General features: G+C 59.4%; 16 protein-coding genes and 1 pseudogene. 15 read left to right on the top strand and 2 right to left on the bottom strand.

Features of this window, described 5'->3' with window-relative positions; all coding sequences use genetic code 11:
* The first annotated feature begins 113 nt into the window (after positions 1-113).
* Both NLN62_RS12220 and NLN62_RS12215 read left to right on the top strand, forming a co-directional pair.
* Positions 114-1,475 (top strand): formimidoylglutamate deiminase, encoded by a 1,362-nt coding sequence (locus NLN62_RS12220; RefSeq protein WP_254108945.1) that lies wholly within the window; start codon positions 114-116, stop codon positions 1,473-1,475.
* 501 nt (positions 1,476-1,976) lie between these two features.
* Positions 1,977-2,042, top strand: a pseudogene (locus tag NLN62_RS12215) (hypothetical protein); the annotation flags it as partial.
* Between the two features lie 223 nt (positions 2,043-2,265).
* On the opposite strand, the gene NLN62_RS12210 reads toward NLN62_RS12215, so the two are convergent.
* Positions 2,266-3,921, bottom strand: a complete 1,656-nt coding sequence (locus NLN62_RS12210; RefSeq protein WP_254108944.1) for an MFS transporter — start codon at positions 3,919-3,921, stop codon at positions 2,266-2,268.
* A 376-nt stretch (positions 3,922-4,297) separates the two neighbouring features.
* On the opposite strand from NLN62_RS12210, the gene NLN62_RS12205 reads away from it, so the two are divergent.
* The 11 genes from NLN62_RS12205 (at position 4,298) to ald (ending at position 17,654) form a co-directional block, all read left to right on the top strand.
* Positions 4,298-4,999 carry a hypothetical protein gene (locus tag NLN62_RS12205; protein ID WP_254108943.1) on the top strand — a complete coding sequence of 234 codons (702 nt, stop codon included), beginning with the start codon at positions 4,298-4,300 and terminating at the stop codon, positions 4,997-4,999.
* 520 nt (positions 5,000-5,519) lie between these two features.
* The gene (locus NLN62_RS12200; protein ID WP_254108942.1) at positions 5,520-6,401 is read left to right on the top strand and encodes an ABC transporter permease; all 882 of its coding nucleotides are present in this window, start codon (positions 5,520-5,522) and stop codon (positions 6,399-6,401) included.
* On the top strand, positions 6,391-7,191 hold the full coding sequence (locus tag NLN62_RS12195; protein WP_254108941.1) for an ABC transporter permease: 801 nt from the start codon (positions 6,391-6,393) through the stop codon (positions 7,189-7,191). Before NLN62_RS12200 ends, NLN62_RS12195 begins: the two co-directional genes overlap by 11 nt.
* A 7-nt stretch (positions 7,192-7,198) precedes the next feature.
* On the top strand, positions 7,199-8,287 hold the full coding sequence (locus NLN62_RS12190) for an ABC transporter ATP-binding protein (protein WP_254108940.1): 1,089 nt from the start codon (positions 7,199-7,201) through the stop codon (positions 8,285-8,287).
* Between the two features lie 64 nt (positions 8,288-8,351).
* The gene (locus NLN62_RS12185) at positions 8,352-9,401 is read left to right on the top strand and encodes an extracellular solute-binding protein (protein WP_254108939.1); all 1,050 of its coding nucleotides are present in this window, start codon (positions 8,352-8,354) and stop codon (positions 9,399-9,401) included.
* A 328-nt stretch (positions 9,402-9,729) separates the two neighbouring features.
* The gene (locus NLN62_RS12180) at positions 9,730-10,863 is read left to right on the top strand and encodes a M20 family metallopeptidase (protein ID WP_254108938.1); all 1,134 of its coding nucleotides are present in this window, start codon (positions 9,730-9,732) and stop codon (positions 10,861-10,863) included.
* 212 nt (positions 10,864-11,075) lie between these two features.
* The gene (locus tag NLN62_RS12175; RefSeq protein ID WP_254108937.1) at positions 11,076-12,251 is read left to right on the top strand and encodes a Xaa-Pro peptidase family protein; all 1,176 of its coding nucleotides are present in this window, start codon (positions 11,076-11,078) and stop codon (positions 12,249-12,251) included.
* Between the two features lie 153 nt (positions 12,252-12,404).
* Complete coding sequence (locus tag NLN62_RS12170; RefSeq protein WP_254108936.1) at positions 12,405-12,890, top strand: Lrp/AsnC family transcriptional regulator; 486 nt, start codon at positions 12,405-12,407, stop codon at positions 12,888-12,890.
* A 375-nt stretch (positions 12,891-13,265) separates the two neighbouring features.
* On the top strand, positions 13,266-14,744 hold the full coding sequence (locus NLN62_RS12165) for an NAD-dependent succinate-semialdehyde dehydrogenase (RefSeq protein ID WP_254108935.1): 1,479 nt from the start codon (positions 13,266-13,268) through the stop codon (positions 14,742-14,744).
* Between the two features lie 13 nt (positions 14,745-14,757).
* On the top strand, positions 14,758-16,161 hold the full coding sequence (locus tag NLN62_RS12160) for an aspartate aminotransferase family protein (protein WP_254108934.1): 1,404 nt from the start codon (positions 14,758-14,760) through the stop codon (positions 16,159-16,161).
* Between the two features lie 380 nt (positions 16,162-16,541).
* Positions 16,542-17,654: an alanine dehydrogenase gene (gene ald, locus NLN62_RS12155; RefSeq protein WP_254113463.1), complete on the top strand. Its 1,113-nt coding sequence runs from the start codon at positions 16,542-16,544 to the stop codon at positions 17,652-17,654.
* Between the two features lie 150 nt (positions 17,655-17,804).
* On the opposite strand, the gene NLN62_RS12150 is transcribed toward ald, so the two are convergent.
* Positions 17,805-19,211, bottom strand: a complete 1,407-nt coding sequence (locus tag NLN62_RS12150; protein ID WP_254113461.1) for a short-chain fatty acyl-CoA regulator family protein — start codon at positions 19,209-19,211, stop codon at positions 17,805-17,807.
* Between the two features lie 122 nt (positions 19,212-19,333).
* Here NLN62_RS12150 and NLN62_RS12145 point away from each other — a divergent pair, with 122 nt between their 5' ends.
* Positions 19,334-19,924, top strand: coding sequence for a biotin transporter BioY (locus tag NLN62_RS12145; RefSeq protein WP_254108933.1), 591 nt, complete (start codon positions 19,334-19,336; stop codon positions 19,922-19,924).
* Positions 19,917-21,449 carry an acyl-CoA carboxylase subunit beta gene (locus tag NLN62_RS12140; RefSeq protein WP_254108932.1) on the top strand — a complete coding sequence of 511 codons (1,533 nt, stop codon included), beginning with the start codon at positions 19,917-19,919 and terminating at the stop codon, positions 21,447-21,449. The genes NLN62_RS12145 and NLN62_RS12140 overlap by 8 nt, the downstream gene beginning before the upstream one ends.

Raw genomic sequence — 21,449 nt, 5'->3', positions numbered from 1 at the left:
AAGTTACTTGCTTGCATCTCGCCTATTTGTATGTGCATATATGGCTAACTTGTCTATACATATAACATGAAACTCTGTCCGTCCAGAGGGGATGCTGACTGCGGAGATAAAGGATGACGGGGTTGTTTTTCGATGCGGCGCTGTTGCCCCAGGGCTGGGCGCACGACGTCAGGATCGCCGTCGATGCCGGACGCATTATTAGTGTCGGAAGTGGTGGTGCGGCGGAGCCCGGCGATGAGCATCATCGGATCGGGCTCTCGGGCATGTGCAATCTGCACAGCCATGCCTTTCAGCGGGGAATGGCCGGTCTGGCCGAGATCAGGGGAGCGTCGACGGACAGTTTCTGGACCTGGCGCGACGTCATGTATCGTTTCGTCGGACGCATGACTGCCGACGATATCGAGGCCGTCGCCGCGCAAGCCTATGTCGAAATGCTGGAGGCGGGATTCACCCGGGTCGGAGAGTTTCACTACATTCACCACGATGTTTCCGGGGCGCCTTACAAGAATCCGGCCGAACTGGCCGAGCGGATCGTCTCGGCTACGGACATTGCAGGCATCGGTCTCACACTCTTGCCTGTGTTTTATGCGCATGCGGGATTTGGCGGTCGAAGCCCCGATCCGGGCCAGCGGCGTTTCGTCAATAGCATCGACGGGTTTTCGCGGTTGATGGACGGTTGCCGCCGTGCAGTGGCGCGACAGGATGGCGCGATCGTCGGTCTCGCGCCGCACTCGCTGCGGGCCGTCACGCCTGACGAGCTTGATGCGGTGATAGCTCTCGTTCCAGACGGTCCGATTCATATCCACGTCGCGGAACAGACCCGCGAAGTCGATGAATGCATTGCCTGGAGTGGGCTGCGTCCCTTGCAATGGCTGTTCGACCATGCGCCGGTCGATCGCCTCTGGTGTCTTATTCATGCGACTCACGCGACATCGGCGGAAATCCTCGCGATGGCCAACAGCGGCGCGGTGGCCGGGCTATGCCCGGTGACGGAAGCCAACCTTGGCGACGGAACCTTTCATGCACCGGAATTCATCGAGCAGGGTGGGGTCTTCGGTGTCGGAACGGATTCCAACGTATTGATCGGTTTGACCGATGAACTACGGCAACTGGAATACTCTCAACGCCTCGCACTGAGGGCCCGGAATATCACGTCGTCCACCAACACCAACTCAACTGGCCGCGCGTTGTTCGACAGCGCTCTGCGCGGTGGTTCGCAGGCGCTCGGCCTGACCAAAGATGGACTGAGCGTGGGCGCGTTCGCCGATATCGTCAGCCTTGATGCGGAGAACACGGCGTTGGCTGGTCGCTCGGGTGACGCAATACTCGACAGCTGGATTTTCGGCGCCGGACGCCCGTTGGTTGATTGCGTATGGGCACGCGGCCGCAAGGTTGTTGAAAATGGCCAGCATCACAGTCGGCCGCAAATCGCGCGCCGCTTTCGTCAGACGGTCGAGGGGCTGCTACTCGCATGACCGCAAAAATTTCCGAAAAAGGACGAGAGAAAGAGCTACATCGGCGGATCCGCAGCGGGGGCCTCGACGCCATTCTTGGCGTGAAGCCGGATCAGACGTTGACGTTTAAGCAGCTTTCGTGGGGTTTCGGCGTCACGATGAGATCCGTTCGGCTTTCCAAGTGGCCGAACGGTAACTAGGCGACAGCGAGCGCCAACTGCGGCGTTCGCTGTCGCTGCCCCTTGGGGCGTTTCCTCCCCAGACTTGGTCGCGGCTTATGCTTGCGGCCACGGCCCCGCCGTCTCACGACGGCGGGGCATTTTTAAGCGGACCTGTTGGAGGGATTGCACCTGTCTCTGACATCTGAAACCCAACCGCAGCTCTACCATTTGTGTCAGGCCACAAGGCTTTGGACTATCCTCCTGCTCAGGCCAACGTGCCGATGCGCCGGTCGGGCGCTTCTGTTGTCCAAATACATGTCTCCGAAGCGGCCGCGCTGCGCGATCCCCAGCGGCAAACCGTGTGCCCAGAGATATCAAAGTCTATGCTGAGGTTTTGGCGCGTAGCGGAGGCGTAACGTCGACCGAGCCCGGCAAACTGATTGCGCCGACGATCGAGCGATTCATGGCGACCGATCGACCTTTGCGAAGGCTCGACGAAACGGTGATCAGTCTGTTCCCGCATCTGGCGCAGCCGAGAGGTCCGGATAGCGCTCGCGGAGCAGGTCGAGGAACGGATGCAGCGATGGATTGCTGTTGGCACGGCGCCAGTAGCCGCTGTGTAGCCCAATGTATCGGAAGGCTAACTCCAGTCATGGCTGAGAGATCAGGGGCCTCAATGGCACACTTTTCCGCACTGGCACTGTCGGCCGCTCTATCCATAAATCGATCGATGGCGGAAGGGCGCCAGCGTGCAAACAGACGATGCGCTCATTGAGGTCCCTATCATCGGCGCTCAAATGATGGTTCAGCCGCAAGTAGTCGGCCCAAGTCGCAGTTCGGAATGTCTCTGTCCAGCGCGACGTATCTTGGAGGCTCCGCAATAGCGTCCACCCGCGAGCACCAATACGGCTTTGGGCGCGGCGGCGCTCTCGCATGAGCCCCAGAAAGCCCTCGAGGTTTCTGCACGGGATGACATATTCGATCCTGATCGTGATAGGACCGCTACGCGGCTCAAGATCAAGAGCCGCGATGGGGATGTCATCACTCTCAGATGGACCCAAATCGGCTTCGGCGCGCTCGTGGATAGGCAGGAAAAAGCCAAGAGCAGCAACGAGCAACAGGGCTCCAAAAGAAGCTTCCAGCGCCGAGCCAAGCGAATAGCCCTGCGCCATCGCTCCCCACAGCCAACTGCCCAGCGCGATACCGTCATTCGTCAGCGCATAGTATAGCGCGATGGTGCGTCCGACAATCCAGCGCGGGCTCGCCCATTGAACGCTGATGTTCGATCCGGACCAACCGATCACCCATCCGGCTCCGCCGACCATGAGAGCTGCTGCCGCAACGAGCAGAGAGGAAGTTAGTGCTAAGCTGAGTGAGCAGGCGCCGCAAGCAATGCACGCTAGCTTCAGCAGAGTCTCCTCCGGCAACATCTGCCTCAAATGCCCTGAAATCAGGCCGGCCAGCAGGGCACCGCTGCCGAACCCGGCCATGAGCGCGCCGTATGCGACTGGCCCACCCTGCAAATGGTCGCGGACAACCAACGGCAATAGCGCGAGCGTGGAAATGCCGGCGACACCGAACAGGATTCCGCGAACTATGGCCGCGGTAATCTCCTTCGACATGATTGCAAAGCGGATGCCCCCCGAAATCGCAGTAATCAAAGCCTCTCGCGGCAGTGACGACGTAGGAACCGGCCACTTGCAGCGCCAAACCACCAGCAAAGGGACAAGGAGACATAACGTGTAGAGCGCAAAAGCCGTAAGTGGTCCAAAGGAGGCGAGGATGATTCCCCCAAGCGCCGGCCCGACGCTGCGGACCGTGTTGAAGCCGACAGATGTCAGTGTAAGGGCGGCGGGAAGGTCTCGCCTGTTTACGATATCACCAACCGAGGCCTGCCAGGCGGGGTCGTTGAAAGCGATCGCACAACCGGCCAGGAAGCTGAAGCCGAGGATAATCCAAGGATTGAGGAAGCCGAGGGCGACGACAATGGTCAGCGCGCCGCCTGCTACGGTCATCAGGCATCGGGCGGTCAACATGACCTTGCGCCTGTCGAAATTGTCGACGATGGCACCGGCGAACACGGACAGAAGGAAAGGAGGTAGAGTTGCCGAGGCTTGTACCAGTGCAACCATCAGGTTCGACGACGAGATCGTCGCCATGAGCCAGCTCATCGCGACCGTTTGGATCAACCAGCCGAGCCCGGACACCAGTCCCGCCAACCAGATCGCACGAAACGTACTGTTCTTGAGCGGCGAAAAAGGAGCGGACGAAATCGTTTGCGTATCGGGACGCATCTGCTTGTTCATAGCTTCCAAGTCACCTCAGTCAGACGATGCGTCGGCCTTGCTCTCGGCAACCGAACTGTTGATGACACCTGCACATTACTTCATAGAGAGTGCGGACACAGATCCAATGCTGCCTAATCGCGCCGAATTGCTGCGCGAAGCCTCGCCACGGAGCAGAATCCGACCTTGATCTTGGCGACTTACGAGTGAACCGACGGGTAGCGCAAAACGGCAAGGACGCCAATCGCGCCTTCAGGCTTGGACCTGGTGAAGACAAGCGGCTATGTGACCATTGACGCAGGTTTTCTGCGCAATCCCGCCTCTTTAGCAAAATTCCGGCTTTGAATCCGTCTATCTTTTTGTTGGCGACATTTTTCTCGGCAGTTCGGAGCATCGCATGGCGAGCCACGGCTCTCTTGGTATTCTGGAACTCGAGCGTGGCCTGCCACCGGATATGCCTCGCCCAACGCCGGCGTTCGGATCGTTGCGCCATCCCGCCACTTTTCAACGACCAGCGATCTTCGAGACAGTACCCGGGGCGTGGGTCGAGAATGTCGTCCGCGGCGATCCCTCGCTTGAAGGAGCGTATGTTCAATCAGCACAACGACTCGTGTCACGAGGAGCCATCGCGATCAGCTCAAACTGCGGCTTTTCGGTCCGGCATCAAGCGGCGATTGCCGCAGCAGTGAACGTTCCTGTCGTGATGTCGAGTTTGCTGCTGATTCCGACACTGCTGCGCCAGCTGCCTGCCTCCGCAATGATGGCGGTGCTCACTTATGATTCCGCGCATTTGACGGAAGATCTGCTTGACCTGGAAGAGGCGGCGCAGCGCGCCCGCATCGTCATTGGCGGCATCGAGGGCGGAGAATTCTGGCACAATGAATTGAAGCGTCCGGTGCCTCCCACGAGCGTAGCCAGCATCGAATCGGATGTGAAAGCATGTGTTGCGCGCCTTCGCACGGCACACCCGGAGATCGGCGCGATCCTGCTCGAATGCGCGGGCTTTCCGATTGTCGCACCCACCATCCGTCGCCTCGCCAAACTGCCTGTCTATGACATCGTGAGCCTGTGCTGCACGACCATTGCTGCTCTCGACTGATTCTATTCAATGAAGCCGAGTCCTTCGCGGCGTCTCCGACCGCTGGGCAGGGATTTGGATGAGGGGTCAGTCGCGAGAAGTGGTCTAGGACGCCTCGACAGCCTTTGCTCGGGAGCACAGTGCGCGCAGCCTGGCGTGGACGGCGTCAAGTACGCGCCGACCTTATCTTATCCTGCGAAACAACTCCTGGGCCGGCGCGGAGTTTGCATCCCTCATCACAGCTGAAGGCGTGGTGGGATCTCGATGCCGGGCTTCCGGTACTCACGCGGACTCGGCTTTCTGAATGACCCCAGCCATTTCGGGCTCTCGCCAGGAGCCGCATTTCAGCCTGAATACTGCGGCCGTCTTACATTTGCGCAGGATTCCTGCACAAGCTGACCTAATTTTACAGCTTTTCATCCCCTTGCCGGAGCTACGCTTTGCAGATCGTGAGCTGACAGTTTCGAGAAGGCCAGGGAGCGCAATCCAAGTGCAGAGCACGGCCGCAAGCGCGCGATTACTCAGTTCTCCGAGGAACGGCATGAAATCGTCCGCAGCTGAAGGGGAAGGCGGGAAAAAGCACTGGCTGCCGCTCCTGGCGCCGGCATCTCTTACGCTCTTTGTCTTTCTGCTGATTCCAGCTGCGATCGTGCTGCGGATCAGCTTCTATCCGGGGACGTCGACCATCGGGGCAACAGGTTACTCGCTTGCTCAATATGTGAAGTTCTTTGGCGATTCGCTGTATCTGTCGGTGCTGTGGGAGACCGTGGCGTATGCGCTGATCGTCTGCCTCGGCTGTCTCGTCCTTGGTTTTCCCGTTGGGTATTCGCTGGCGCGCCACCCGCCTGCCAAACGCCGCCTGCGAATGCTCCTAGTCATCGTCCCGTTGACGCTGAGCCTGGTCGTGGTCGTGTTCGGCTGGATGGTGCTTCTGGGCCGGCAAGGCCTGGTCAATAACATGCTGCTCTGGCTCGGCATTGTGGCTAGCCCACAACAGCTGCTGTTCAATCGAACTGCCGTCGTGATCGTTCTGATCCAGCAGTTCCTCCCCTTCATGATCCTTTCGGTGATGAATGTGGTCATGCAGATTGATCCTGTCCTGGAGCAGGCCTCCACCAGCCTGCGTGCAAATCGCGTCCGGACGTTCATCAAGGTGATCATTCCGCTCTCCACACCAGGCATTCTGGCCGGACTCTCCTTGATTTTTGTCATGGCCGTTTCTGCATTCGTGACACCGCGCCTGGTCGGCGGCCCGCGCGCTCAAATGGTCGGTGGGTTCATTTATGATCAGATCCTGACCACATCCAACTGGCCATTCGGCGCCGCAATGGCCTTCATTCTACTCGCCGTCGGCTTCGGACTGATGGCCATCCTGAACGCCACGCTCATTCGTCCGCTCACGAGAGGCCTCCATGTTCGCTGACGCTGTGGACAGAATACTGGCGGTGTTGGGCAAGCTCGTTCGTGTGCTCGTCTATCTGGCGCTCATCCTTCCCGCCGTCATCGTAGTCGCGACGTCGTTCACGTCCGGCGACGCTATGCGGTTTCCGCCGACCGGCTTCTCGCTGCGCTGGTACTACGCCTTCTGGGACAGCCCACTCTTCATCGACTCCCTGATCCTGAGCTTGAAGGTCGCTGCACTTGCAACAGTTCTGTCCCTTCTGTTCGGTTTTGCCGCTGCTTTCGGAATAGAGCGGTGCGATTTTCGCGGCCGCGAGCTCATGCGCGGCTTCATGCTTTCTCCACTGCTGATTCCCGCCGTCGTCCTCGGCCTCGGGCTGATGCAGTTGCAGGTCTGGATCGGCCTTAGCCAAACCTTTGTTGGCCTGCTGATCGGGCACGTCGTCGTGACGCTTCCTTACGTGGTCCGCACGCTGTCGGCCAGCATGGTGCTGTTCGACCGCAATCTCGAGCAAGCCGCAATGAGCCTGCGCGCGACGCCCGCGACGGTCTTACGAACGGTAACGATCCCTCTGCTCGTGCCGGGTATCATTTCCGCTGGCGTATTCGCGTTCGTCACCTCATTCGGAAATGTAAGCCTCTCGGTCTTTCTCGGCGCCGGCGGCAATGTCACTCTTCCAGTCCAGGTGCTGGCCTATGTCGAGCAAACCGTGGATCCACTGGTTGCCGCCGTGTCCTCAGTTGTGATCGTCTTCACTCTCGTCGCCATTTTGATTGCCGACCGCATCTCGGGACCAAAGTCCGTCATCTAGGAGAAACATGCATACTCTCGTTCAAGATGCATTTGCGTCCAGCCGGTCGCGCGAAACGATCGTCTCCTTCCGACACCTGCGGAAGGACTACGGCGCCATCACCGTTGTGCCCGACTTTTCGCTCGAGATCCGCCGCGGCGAACTCGTGTGCCTTCTCGGCCCCTCAGGATGTGGCAAGACAACGACGCTCCGCATGCTGGCCGGCTTTATACCGCCGACAGGCGGCGAAATCCTGATCGATGGTCAAGATGTGACGCGTGTCCCCGCTTATAGGCGGGACGTCGGAATCGTATTTCAGAACTACGCGCTCTTTCCTCATATGACCGTGGCCAAGAACGTCGAGTACGGCCTCGTCAACATTGGCATGAAGAGAGGCGAGCGGATCAAGCGGGTCGATGACATGCTGCGCCGCGTCGAGCTGCAGCATCTCTCTGAACGCTACCCCCGCGAGCTCTCGGGCGGCCAGCAACAACGCGTTGCGCTGGCGCGAGCGCTTGCGCTGCAGCCAAAAGTGCTGCTCCTCGATGAGCCCTTCTCGAACCTGGATGCGCAGCTGCGCGTGCGACTTCGCGAAGACCTCCATGCGCTGATCCGCAGCCTCGAAATGACGACGCTCTTTGTCACTCACGATCAGGACGAGGCCCTCACACTGGCGGATCGGATTGTGATCATGAACAAGGGCGCGGTCGAGCAGGTCGGTAGCCCAGAAGATGTCTACGATGCTCCAGCAACCCGCTTCGTGGCTGAATTCATCGGGCGGTGCTCCCTGTTGGACGGACAATGTCTCGATGGAAAAGAGTTCAAAACCGATGACGGGCTGGGCCTGCCAGCTTCAGGATGCTCTGGCCGGGCAACTGCGGTCGTCAGGCCAGAGAGCGTGAAGAAGGCGGACGAGATGCCGCAGATTGCGGCACACCGCGCTGTTGTCGAGGCAAGCGACTATCACGGAGCTCTGACCCGCCTGCACCTTCGTATCGGCAGTTCCAAGCTGATCATGGATACCAGATTTGCCGTAGGCCAAAAGCCGAGGCCAGGGGACGAGATCGATATCGCCATCGACCCGACCGGCTTGCGCTTTGTACCCGCCGCTCAGTGAGAAAGCGGACCTAGCAAAGCGGAGCATTGCTTTTCACCAAGCGCAATGAGTGGAGGAGGAGACCATGAGAAGACGGGACTTTCTGGCGGCAGGTGCCGCCTCGGCTCTGGCAGCCATCGTAGCTCCGGCCGTGCATGCTCAGCAGAAGAAGTTTGCAGGCGTAACGCTCCGGGTCAACGGCTACGGAGGGACCTATGACAAAGCTCTGATCGAAGGGGTTGCCAAACCGCTCGAAGAAAGCACGGGCTTGAAGGTCGAATATATCCCGTCGAGCCCGTCAGCTGATATTGCAAAACTTCTGTCGAACAAGAGCAATCCTCATATCGATCTCCTGATGGCCGATAGCCCGCTCATCCCACAGGCGATTGCGGGCGACATCCTTGACCCAATCAGCGCGTCGGACGTCCCCAACCTGTCGCGGGTGCTTCCGGGTTTTCGCGAGTTCGGCGATTACGGCGCACCATTCAGCGTCGCGTCGATCGTACCCGTCTACAACGCGAGCACGGTCAAGCCGCCGCTGACGGGTTTTTCCGACATCGCTCGGCCGGACCTGAAGGGAAAGGTCTCGACCATGCCGGCCAACAGCTACACGGGCTGGATGGTCTTGCTTGCTCTTGCCGAGGGCAACGGCGGGTCTTTGGCAAATATGGAGCCCGCCTACAAGGTGCTCGCCGCCGCCAAGGACAATATCATTGCGACGCCTCCGAGCTCGGTTGCACAACTGCAAGCCTTCACACAAGGCGAGGCGCAAGCCGGCACATTGTGGGACGGCCGCGCCCATGAGGCGCGGAAGTCCGGAACTCCGCTGCAAACAGTCGTCGCCCGAGAAGGCATCTATGCCGTGACGTCCTACACGAACATCGTGCGTGGATGCCGCAACAAAGAGGCGGCACTCGCCTACATCAATCAGCTTCTTTCCGATCGGGGCATGCTCGCGGTCCCGAAAGCGCTCCGCTATGGGCCCACGACCGACGTCGAACTCGGCGAGTTGAAGGCGGAGATCCTCATCAACTCCCAGGAGCGCGCTGCCTTGAAGAAGCCGATCGACTGGAAGGCTTTCATGGCGCAAGGCGCAGCTCTCGGTGAGCGCATGACCAAGGAGCTTAGAAGCTGAGCTGTCATTCTCCGATCGGCATCAATACCCCAGCCGAACTGATCGTTTCGCTCTTAAGGACCGGGGGCGCCTTGGGGCGCTTCCTCTCAAAAGCAGCTACCAGCGGTACGGAGTTTGTCGCAGTGATCAACAACGTCCGCGCCGTCGTGCGCGTCGGGAGCCAATCTTGCAGCTTTGCTGCGCTCGATGAGGTCGACTCGCTGCTTCCCGCTTGTCTCGCTCTGCTACGTTCCGACCGTTAGCCTCAACTCATCTTGGTGCCCAGGTGAACATGAGAACAATCGACAACAGCTTGCTATCCGGCGTCGAGCGGGACGCGATCATCGAGATGCGCCAGGCCATGCATCGCGAGCCCGAGCTTTCCAATAATGAATGGAAAACTCAGCAAAGGATCCGTGACGCTCTGGAACGGTTCGGATTGTCGGACGCCAAGATCTTCCACAAGACAGGCCTCTACGTCGATATCGAAGGGGCGGCCGAGGGACCACGGCGGGCAATCGCTCTTCGCGGCGATATCGATGCATTGCCGATCCAGGAAACGCGGGATGACCTGCCTTACCACTCGCAGGTTCCTGGCTTGATGCACGCCTGCGGCCACGACATGCACGCCTCGATCGCCCTTGGCACCGCGCTCGCCTTTCACCGGATGCGAGAGAACTTTTCCGGCAAACTTCGCGTGATCTTCCAGCCCGCCGAGGAGGCTGAACCCCTCGGCGGCCGCTCAGTTGCGGAAGAAGGGCTACTCAAGGGCTTTGAGGCCGCCATCGGCTTCCACGTCAAGACCGATCTGCCTGCCGGCATGTACGGTGCACGCGCAGGCGCGGTGACCAAGTCAGCAGATCAATTCGCGCTCAAACTCATCGGCACCATGGCTCATGGCGCTAGGCCCCACGCGGGTGTGGATGCTATCGCGATGGCGGGAGCGTTCATCAACGAAGTCCAGAAGATCGTATCGCGAGAAATGCCGTTTGCAGACGGTGCGATCATCACGATCGGCACTATCGCCGGCGGCGAGGCTACAAACATCATCTGCCCGTCTGTCACCATGACCGGCACCATCAGGACCAGCAGTCCCGAGAGACGAACGCTCCTCGTCCAACGCGTTCGAGAGATCGCCGAGGGCGTCGCCGCCATGCATCGTGGGAAAGCAGAATTCTCTCACCGATTTGGCGAGCCGCCCGTCGTCAATGATGCTGCCATGGTCGACCGGTTTCGACGGCTGGTTGTCGACACCGTCGGGGAGGATCGATTTGCTGACAAAATATCGCCGGTCGCCGGCGGCGGCAGCGATGACTTCGGCTTCTATTCCACCTGCGTACCTTCGCTGTATTTCTGGTTCGGCAGCGAAGATGAGCGCAACCATTCCGGCGTTCACACCCCGACATTCGGAGCATCGGACGACCTTCTCGTTCCGACAACTGAACTCGCAGTCCGATACTGCCTCGAGATGCTCAACTCTTAAGTGACCTCACGTGTTCGACCTCGTTCACAAACCTGGCGCTAAAAAACGCATGATGATCGAATTCATGCGAAACCGGATGCCGCCTTCTCCTTTGGAGTCTTGCCGGCCGCGCTGTCTGCGGCTTGCGCCGAGAGCCCCGCGCTTCTCAGCTTGCCGGCGCCGACCTCGTCAATGATCAACAAAGAACGTACTCAACCCAAGGAGATGATGCCATGACAATGCCCAAAGCCACGCCGGTGTTTCCCCGTGCCGAATATCTGCGAAGATTGGCTGCGGTGAAATCAGAGATGGAGCGGCGCGAGGTTGATGTCCTGGTGGTCACGGCCCCAGCCAACATTACCTATCTGTCGGGATATACGTCCAAGTCCGGATACGTGCCCCAGGGACTGGTTGTGTCGCTGAAGGATGAAGAGCCGACGTTCTTGACGCGTCGAATGGATGGACCTGCGGCGATCCACCAGATGTTCATTGATCGCAGCCGCGTGATCGGCTACCCCGAAGCCCTGATCGCCAATCCCGATCGCGACGGTTACGATGCGATCATCGACTTCATCCTGGAGAAGGAGGGCCGACCGAAGGCGGTCGGCGTCGAAACCAAGCTCCTTCCAGCGTTGACCGTCGAGAAATTCAGGGCTCGGGTGACGGGAGCCAAAATCGTCGATTGCACCAACGCTGTGACCTGGATCCGGGGCGTGAAATCGGATCTGGAGATTGCCTTGATGCGAGAGGCAGCCGCCATCTCCGATGCCGGCATGCTCAAGGCAAAGGAAGTCATCCGTCCGCGCGTACGCGAGGCAGATGCTTCTGCCGAGATCATAGCGACGCTGGTGCGAGGCGCCAACGGCAAGCCCGGAACCGATCTTGCAAGCTTCTTTCTGTGCGCGACACCCCGCACGTCGACCTGTCACATCCGTTGGACGGAGGACGTCTTCCAGCAGGGCTCACAGGTCAACCTCGAGTTTAGCGGCGTTCGTCACGGCTATACATCTCCACTGATGCGCACCATGTCCATCGGGAAACCGTCAGATCACATTCGTCGGCTCCATGAGGGCGAAGTCGCAGGTCTGGAAGCTGCCCTTGTCGCGGCAAAAACCGGGAGTACCTGCAACGATGTCGCAGCAGCCTTCAACACGACGCTCAAGAAGCACGGGTTTGAGAAGGAATCGCGCTGCGGTTATGCCGTTGGGATCGATTGGACCGAGCCGACGGCAAGTCTGAAGGAAGGGGACATGACCGTCCTGAAGCCGAACATGACCTTCCATCTGATGCTTGGAAACTGGATCGGTGAAGACGTTGGCTATGTGATCAGCGAAACTTTCCGCGTCACCGATGCCGGCGGTGAACCATTCACCAAGTTGCCGCGCGAGCTCTTCGAAATTTCCACGTAAGGCAGTCCAACGTATCGGCTCCAACGGCCAGCTCTCTGGTCGCTGGTTGCCATCACTCGTGAAATGTCGCTTAGCCGCGCGTAAGCCGAGAGTATTTGCTAGCACTCGCAGTAAACCTGCGATAATCTTCTGCCATACGCAGGAAAAATGCGAATGGCCTTTGCATACGATCGCCTGGATGCGCGCATCATGACGCTCGTCCAGGCTAATAATCGTCTCACATCAGATGAGATTGGCGAGCGCGTTGGGCTCTCTGCAACCGCGGTCCAGCGGCGGCTCAAGAAACTTCGAGACGCTGGAATCATCGAGGCGGACGTATCGATCGTTTCGCCAAAAGCGGTCGGCCGCCCGGTCTCAATGTTGGTGCTCGTCTCACTCGAGCGAGAGCGGGCAGACATCATCGACAGGTTCAAGCAAGCGTTGCGAGCCAATGCGGAGGTCATGAGCGGTTACTATGTGACGGGAGAGGCTGACTTCGTCATCATCGTCACGGCTACCGACATGGAAGGCTACGAGCAGTTCACCCGCCGCTTCTTCTATGAAAATCCCGACATCAAGGGCTTCAAAACCCTAGTAATCATGGACCGGGTGAAAGTCGGCTTCACGATTCCCATTGAGGCGCCCGAAACCAACACCTAGGGCTTCTGTTTGGGCATGCGCCTGGGTCCTCAATCAACAGGAATCGCGAGAAGATTCGAGGACAGTCATTGCGGGCAGGGGACTCGCGTTGATGCGCGATTCCTCCTTTCGGTCTTCCACCGACTTGCCTTGTCGATGCCGGACACGGCTCTGCGGGAAAAGCGCGCAGGTGGATTGGGGCGGGGTCAACCGATGCGGTCCAGTGGGCAGCAGCCGTAAATCGATAATCGGCGTCGAAACCTTCCAGTAGCTGCATTCCTGCGGCCTTGTGCGCTTTTTTGCAGGATTAAATAGCAGAAGCGCTCTCACTCGCCGCTTTCCTGTGAGGGGGCAGCTCTAAATTGATGGCTCACCGATGTTTATGGGAAGCCATTGATGGAAGGTCTTGCCCCCGCAGCACTCAAGCAGCTGAGACACCCGGATCTGCTCCAGACACGCGCATTTTTGGATGGTGCCTGGGTCGAGACGGGCCGGACCCTTCCGGTCATCGATCCTGCAACGGGTGAGCGCCTCTGCAATGTGACTGCTTGCAGCGCCAGCGACGTTGATTTCGCGGTCAAGGTTGCTGCCAGGGCATTCCTGGATTGGCGCGAACGCCTGCCAAGTGAGCGCGCCGCGGTGTTGCGCAGTTGGGCTTCGGCGATGAGACAAAACGCCGAGGATCTTGCCGTCATCATGACCTGCGAGCAAGGCAAACCGCTCCTCGAAGCCCGCGGCGAAATCGCCTATGGCGCCGATTTCGTCGATTGGTTTGCCGCCGAGGGACTGCGCGCCTACGGAGATACGATTCCGAGCCATCTGCCGGGTAGCAGACTGTCAGTTCAGATGCAGCCGATCGGCGTCACGCTCGCAATCACGCCCTGGAATTTCCCTTCTGCGATGATCACGCGCAAGGCTGCGGCTGCCCTTGCGGCAGGCTGCAGCATGATCGTCAAGCCCGCACCGGAGACGCCGCTCTCTGCCCTTGCCCTCGCGAAGCTCGCTGAAGGAGCTGGTATGCCGGCCGGTGTATTCCAAGTCCTGACGGGCGAAGCGCCTCCACTGACCAGGAAGTTGCTCGAGCACACCGAGATTCGCGCCTTTTCGTTTACAGGATCGACGGACGTCGGACGCCTCCTGCTCGGTCAATCCGCGCAGACCGTGAAGAAAGTCTCCATGGAGCTCGGAGGTCACGCTCCCTTCCTGCTGTTCGATGACGCCATGCTCGACGCATCGGTCCGGGGATGCATGGTCGCGAAGTTCTCGACATCAGGCCAGGATTGCCTGGCCGCGAACCGCATCTATATCCAACGCGGCATTTACCAGCGTTTCGTGCGCGACTTTGCCGACGCGGTCGCGAAATTGAAAGTCGGTCACGGCTTGGCAAGCGGCACTGACATCGGTCCGATGACGCGTCCCGCTGTGGCCGAGAAGTGCCGCGAGCACATTTCGCAAGCCTTGTCAGCCGGGGCACGCATTGTTGCAGGCGGACAGGATAGTCCACTCGGCGGCAACTTCGTCACTCCGACTGTGCTTGCGGACGTCACCGACGACATGCTGATCGCGAAAGAAGAAACGTTCGGTCCTGTCGCGGCTATTCTTCCCTTCGACCACGAGAACGAGGTGATCGCGCGGGCGAATAACTCCGAGATGGGTCTGGCGGCATACGTCTACACACAAGATCTCGCGCGCGCCATGCGCGTGACCGATCGCCTCGAGTACGGAATGGTTGCCGTGAACACACCAAAATTCACCGGCGCGCCCATACCGTTCGGAGGGTGGAAACAGTCGGGCCTCGGCCGGGAAGGCTCGAAGCTCGGATTGGCCGAGTATCTGGAGCCGAAATACGTTTGCCTCGGCGGCCTTGCAGCTTGAAAGGACAAAGACAGTGACTATCGATATCGCGAAGATCAGCGAATTGGACCGCCGCTCGGTCCTGCATCCTTTCACACAGCTGAAGGAGTTTGCGACTGGAAAAGCCGGTGATCCGACCATTGTCGAGACCGGTAAGGGCATTCGCATCCAGGATGCAGCCGGCAAGGAGTTTATTGACGGCTTTGCCGGGCTCTATTGCGTAAACGTCGGCTACGGCCGGACCGAAGTTGCGGAAGCGATCTCGCGGCAGGCTTATCGCCTAGCCTATTATCATTCCTACGCCGCGCATACCACCGATGAGCTGGCAATTCTGTCGGATCGCCTGGTGAAGATGGCGCCCGGCAAGATGAGCAAGGTCTTCTACGGAATGTCCGGCTCGGACGCGAACGAGACGCAAGCCAAGCTGGTCTGGTACTACAACAATCTTCGTGGCAAACCTCAGAAGAAGAAGATCATCTCAAGAGACCGCGGTTATCACGGCTGCAGCATCATCTCCGGCTCCATGACGGGGATGAGCTTCTATCACGATCACATGGACTTGCCGTTTTCTCAGGTCCTCCATACAGGCGTTCCACATCACTACTGGGGCGCGCAACCTGGGGAAACCGAGGTCGAATTTTCGAAGCGCCGGGCTCGCGAACTTGACGAACTCATCCAACGGGAGGGGCCGGAAACGGTCGGCGCCTTCATCGGCGAGCCCGTCCTCGGCACCGGCGGCATCACACCTCCGCCGGAGGGGTACTGGGAAGCCATCCAAGCCGTCCTACGCAAACATGACGTGCTACTCATTGCGGATGAAGTGATCACAGGGTTTGGTCGTACCGGCTCCATGTTCGGCTCGGACCATTACGGCATAGAACCCGACCTGATCACCATCGCCAAAGGACTGACATCGGCTTATTTTCCACTGTCCGGCGCAATCGTCAGCGAGAAAGTCTACCGGGTCATGGAAGATGCTGCCGACCGGGTCGGTGCATTCTCCCACGGTTATACATACTCCGGTCATCCAATCGGCGCAGCTGCAGCCAATGCCGTACTCGACATCGTGGAGAAGGAGGATCTCCCTGGCCAAGCCGACGCGGTCGGAAGCTACTTTCAGGCTCAGCTGCGGACGAAATTCGCTCAGCTGCCGATCGTCGGAGAAGTACGCGGCGTCGGCCTGATGGGTGCAATCGAGTTCGTGGCTGATCGCGACAAGAAGACCCGCTTCGATCCGGCGCTCAAGGTCGGCGCTCGAGTTTCAAAGGCCGCGCGCGACCGCGGGCTGATTGCGCGAGCCATGCCTCATGGCGATATTCTCGGCTTCGCGCCTCCTCTGGTCATCACGATCGCCGAAATCGACGAGATGGTCTCCATCACGGAGTCCGCGGTTCGGTCAGTGATGGATCAGCTCGTGCAGGAAGGTCAGAAAATCTGATTCTGTGGTGGCCCCTATCGGCGCCGCGGGCTGCACTCAAGGCCGCTGCGCTCGCCGCTTCGCTGGATCGGTGAAATGACGCAAACTTCCACAAATTCGCGAAAGGGGCGGACCGCGGGACAACTCCTCCTCCGAAGCCGCGCGGATGAGCTTCTCGGCCAGCGCCACCTCAGCAGATGCGAGTTCTGCGAACGGCCCGACTCACCCGTTCGATGGCGTCGCTCACCTGACGAGAAGCACTCCATCCTCTCCACACGATCGGCTGTAAACCTGCGCGAGGGGCCGAACGTTGCTCAATTGCTGCATCGTTTGGCCGCTTCTTTCGCAATTTCACTGCGTGTTTGCAGTTAGAAGAGGCGACGGCAGAGCGGAGATTTCAAATTAAGGTCGGTGTTCCCAAGGAAATTAAGACTCATGAATACCGGGTGGGCCTCACACCCGGCGCCGTCCGCGAATATGTCGCAGCCGGTCACTCCGTCCTGGTCGAGACTGATGCCGGTGCAGGTATCGGCGCAACAGACGAGAATTATCGAAATGCCGGGGCGACAGTCGCGAACTCTGCCGGCGAGGTGTTCGCCTCGAGTGAGATGATCGTAAAGGTGAAGGAACCACAACCTTCCGAATGGGCTCGGCTACGAGAGAACCACATCCTCTTCACTTATCTTCACCTGGCGCCGGATCCTGAGCAAGCCAAGGGTCTCCTGAAATCTGGGTGCACTGCAATTGCTTACGAGACAGTGACGGATGCTCAAGGCGGCCTTCCGTTGCTCGCGCCCATGAGTGAGGTTGCGGGAAGGCTTTCGATCGAAGCGGCGGGCGCAGCTCTTAAGCGATACGCGGGGGGAAGGGGGCTTCTGATCGGCGGTGTACCGGGCGTCCAGCCGTCCCGCATTGTTGTGATCGGAGGTGGTGTTGTCGGTGCGCACGCAGCACGAATGGCCGTCGGCTTGGGTGCTGAGGTCACAATTCTCGATCGCTCGATACCGCGGCTTCGCGAACTGGTTGAGTTGTTCGAGGGCCGGGTTCGTACCAGATTTTCGACGATAGACTCAGTCGAAGAAGAAGTCTTCGCTGCGGATGTCGTGATCGGCGCAGTTTTGATTCCCGGCGCTAGCGCGCCGAAACTCGTCAGCCGCGGCATGCTGCGCTCGATGCGGAAAGGCTCGGTCATCGTCGATGTTGCCATCGATCAGGGAGGCTGCTTCGAGACGTCTCATGCCACGACGCACGCAGATCCGACGTATGAAGTCGATGGCGTTATCCACTATTGCGTGGCCAACATGCCCGGAGCTGTCCCATTCACCTCGAGCCAGGCGCTGAACAACGCGACACTGCCGTTCGGATTGGCGCTCGCCAATAAGGGATTCGCAGCCGTGCTTGAGAATCCGCATCTTCGCTCGGGTCTCAATGTCTACCGGGGGCGCCTCACCTATAAGGCAGTCGCCGAAAGCCTTGGGCTGCCATTCTCGCCTATCGAACAGGCTGCGGCCTGATCCCAGCTGTCCTTTAGGGGACGTTTCCTCCCTGACTTGGCGGGCCATTCTCCGGAATGGCCCGCTTTCTTTGGATCCTGTGGTGCCATCATCATTTACCTGCCGAATCGATTTCTTGAAGTGGCGAGGTCAGCGGCCGATATTCAGGGCTCAGGAAATCTCATATGGCAGAACGTTTCGCCGATTGCGGTGGACGGTCAATCGGCTTTTCAATGGAGGAACGGCGCGTTGCGCACAATCCGCACGTTCGCAGATGCGGCAGGAGATTCCGATCGGATCGTAAGCGCCTTGGCTGGTCAGATCGAGCCCATCAGCATACACGAAATCTCGTGCGTAGGAGATTTCACATCCGAGGGCGATGGCATAGCGCGGCCGCAGCGTTCCGAACCCACCGTGCCCCTTAGCGAGTTCGGTCGCGATGCAGAGAAAGCGCACGCCGTCCGGTGTTTCGGCGAGCTGCCGAATGATGCGGCTCGGTGACTCGAACGCCTGATGCACATTCCATAGTGGGCACGCTGCGCCATAGCGCGCAAACTGCAATTTCGCCGCGCTATGGCGCTTTGTGATATTTCCCGCGCGGTCGACACGCGCGAAAAAAACCGGCACACCCTTTTGACCTGGTCGTTGTAGCGTGGAGAGCCGGTGGGCAACCTGCTCCAGGCTCGCGCCGAAGCGGGCCGCGATCAGGTCAAGGTCATGGCGCAACTCTTTCGAAGTTGTGAGGAATGCCTGATACGGCAAGATCAGCGCTCCTGCATAATAGTTCCGCAGGCCGGCCTTGCACACCTCGCGCGCGTCAGCAGTGCGAAACTCGGCGCGTTTCGCAATTCTTTCAATCTCGTCTTCCTGCTCAAGCGCGGCGATCTGAAACGCCATTTGAAAGCTGCGTGTCGCGGCAGGCAGATATGGGCTCAAGAAGAGGGTTCGTGATGCAGGGTCGAAACGCCTCAAGAAGCTATCGCCAGGATCCGTTCTCCGGATCAGCACACCGTGTTGGTTCTCCAAATGCTTTGCGAGCGCGGCGTTTGCGTCGCTGTTGGCGATGTCGAGCTCGCGTGCCAGGCTCTCGGCTGAAACGTCGAGATCGTGAACATAGTTATCGGTGAAGTGAAAGAAGTCGCGAACCTCCTCGTAGGGGGTTGGTTCGGTGCTCCAGCTGCCGATGTGGTTATCCAGGCTTGCGAGTTGCTCGCTATTGCGCCGGTAGGCCTGATGGCAACTGAGCAGCGCCTGCGCAAAGCTAGGTGCGTTCTGAACGACGAGCTTCAGCTCCTGGAGGCTGGGAGAGTGGGGGGAGAAGACGGGATCTGCCAATGCTTCCGATAGCATTGCGATGAGCCGATCGCTGTCGTTCGTCGATATGGAACTGAGGTCTATCCCAAATCGCTCGGCCAGAAGAACCAAAACCGAGGCCGAGACTGATCGCTGGTTGTTCTCGATTTGGTTTATATAACTGACTGAAATACCTAATCTTTCCGCGAATGCCGTCTGGGTCAACTTCGCCGCTTCGCGGACCTCGCGAACCCGTCGCCCAATATAGAGCTTTCCATTCGACATCTTCGCAATTTTGCAATTTTCAATTCGCAAATTTGTATCATGTACAGATGTGCCTCTTCAAGCCTTTCGCGGAGGCGCTTTGGCCCGTACGGAGACCGTTCCGTTCTCCAATCGAGCTCATGATGACGATTTACAATCCTGGCGTGCTCCGCAGCGCACCGCGACGCGTTAGCTTCGACTTGGCGATGATCGTAAGCGCTTCGCTGCTCATTGCCGTCTCAGCGAAGGTTCAGGTCCCGTTCTTTCCGGTGCCAATGACCATGCAGACCTTCGTGGTCTTCGGCATCAGCCTAACCCTCGGTCCGATCCGAGGCAGTCTTGCCGTACTCGCCTATCTTTTCGAGGGTATTGCAGGGTTTCCTGTCTTTGCCGGCTCTCCCGAAAAGGGCATCGGTCTCGCCTACATTCTGGGACCGACGGGTGGCTACCTGCTCGCTTGTCTCCCGGCAGTGCTGTTGGCTGGTTACCTCGCTGAGCGTGATCGGAATGGCTCATTCCTCTCGATCGTAGCGAGCGCCGGGGTCTTCCTGGCGACTATTTACGTTTCGGGTCTTCTATGGCTTGGGATCGTCATTGGCTTCGATGCACCACTGCTGCGGCTCGGCTTCTTTCCATTCATTACCGCTGACTTGCTGAAAGTCACCGCAGTCGCCCTCGCGTTCTACTCCGCACGAGGTTGGACGAACAACGAGCGAGGCCAACCCGATGCTTGAAGTGATCGAGATGCTCGAAGACCGGCGCACCGGAGCCAAGCTCGGCGGCGGGCAGAAGCGCATCGAGGCGCAGCACGCCCGCGGCAAGCTGACCGCGCGCGAGCGCATCGACCTCCTGCTCGACAAGGGATCGTTCGAGGAGTTCGACATGTTCGTCGAGCATCGCTCCACCGAGTTCGGGATGGAGAAGAACAAGGTGCCCGGCGACGGTGTCGTCACCGGCTGGGGCACCGTCAACGGCCGCAAGACGTTTGTCTTCGCCAAGGATTTTACCGTGTTCGGCGGGTCTCTCTCGGAGACGCACGCGCTGAAAATTACAAAACTCCAGGACATGGCGATGAAGGCACGGGCGCCCATCATCGGCCTCTATGACGCGGGCGGCGCCCGCATCCAGGAAGGCGTCGCCGCGCTCGCCGGCTATTCCTATGTGTTCCGCCGCAACGTGCTCGCCTCGGGCGTGATCCCGCAGATCTCCGTCATCATGGGCCCCTGCGCCGGCGGCGACGTCTATTCGCCGGCGATGACCGACTTCATCTTCATGGTGAAGAACACCAGCTACATGTTCGTCACCGGGCCCGACGTGGTGAAGACGGTGACCAACGAGGTCGTCACCGCGGAAGAGCTCGGCGGCGCCTCGGTGCACGCCACGCGCTCCTCGATCGCCGACGGCGCCTTCGAGAACGACGTCGAGACGCTGCTGCAGATGCGCCGCCTGATCGATTTCCTGCCGTCGAACAACACCGACGGCGTGCCGGAATGGCCGAGCTTCGATGACACCGCCCGGATCGACATGTCCTTGGACACGCTGATCCCTGACAATCCGAACAAGCCCTACGACATGAAGGAATTGATCCTGAAGGTCGTGGACGAGGGCGACTTCTTCGAGATCGCGGAGAGTTTTGCCAAGAACATCGTGACCGGCTTCGGTCGCATCGCGGGCCGCACGGTGGGCTTCGTCGCCAACCAGCCGATGGTGCTGGCCGGCGTGCTCGACAGCGATGCATCCCGGAAGGCCGCGCGCTTTGTTCGTTTTTGTGACGCCTTCAACATCCCGATCGTGACCTTCGTCGACGTGCCGGGCTTCCTGCCCGGAACCGCGCAAGAATATGGCGGCCTGATCAAGCACGGCGCGAAACTGCTGTTCGCCTATTCGCAGTGCACCGTGCCGCTCGTCACCATCATCACCCGCAAGGCCTATGGCGGCGCCTTCGACGTCATGGCGTCGAAGGAAATCGGCGCCGACATGAACTACGCCTGGCCGACCGCCCAGATCGCCGTGATGGGCGCCAAGGGCGCGGTCGAGATCATCTTCCGCTCTGATATCGGCGACCCCGACAAGATAGCGGCGCGAACCAAGGAATACGAAGATCGATTCCTGTCACCCTTCATCGCTGCCGAGCGCGGCTACATCGACGACGTCATCATGCCGCACTCGACGCGCAAGCGCATCGCGCGGGCGTTGGCAATGCTGAAGGACAAGAAGACGGAAATGCCGACGAAGAAGCACGATAATTTGCCGTTGTGA

It is taken from the genome of Bradyrhizobium sp. CCGUVB23, assembly GCF_024199885.1.
Classification (GTDB): Bacteria; Pseudomonadota; Alphaproteobacteria; order Rhizobiales; family Xanthobacteraceae; genus Bradyrhizobium.
Note: the sequence above shows the minus strand (reverse complement) of the source record. Positions and strands in the feature narration are given on the sequence as shown.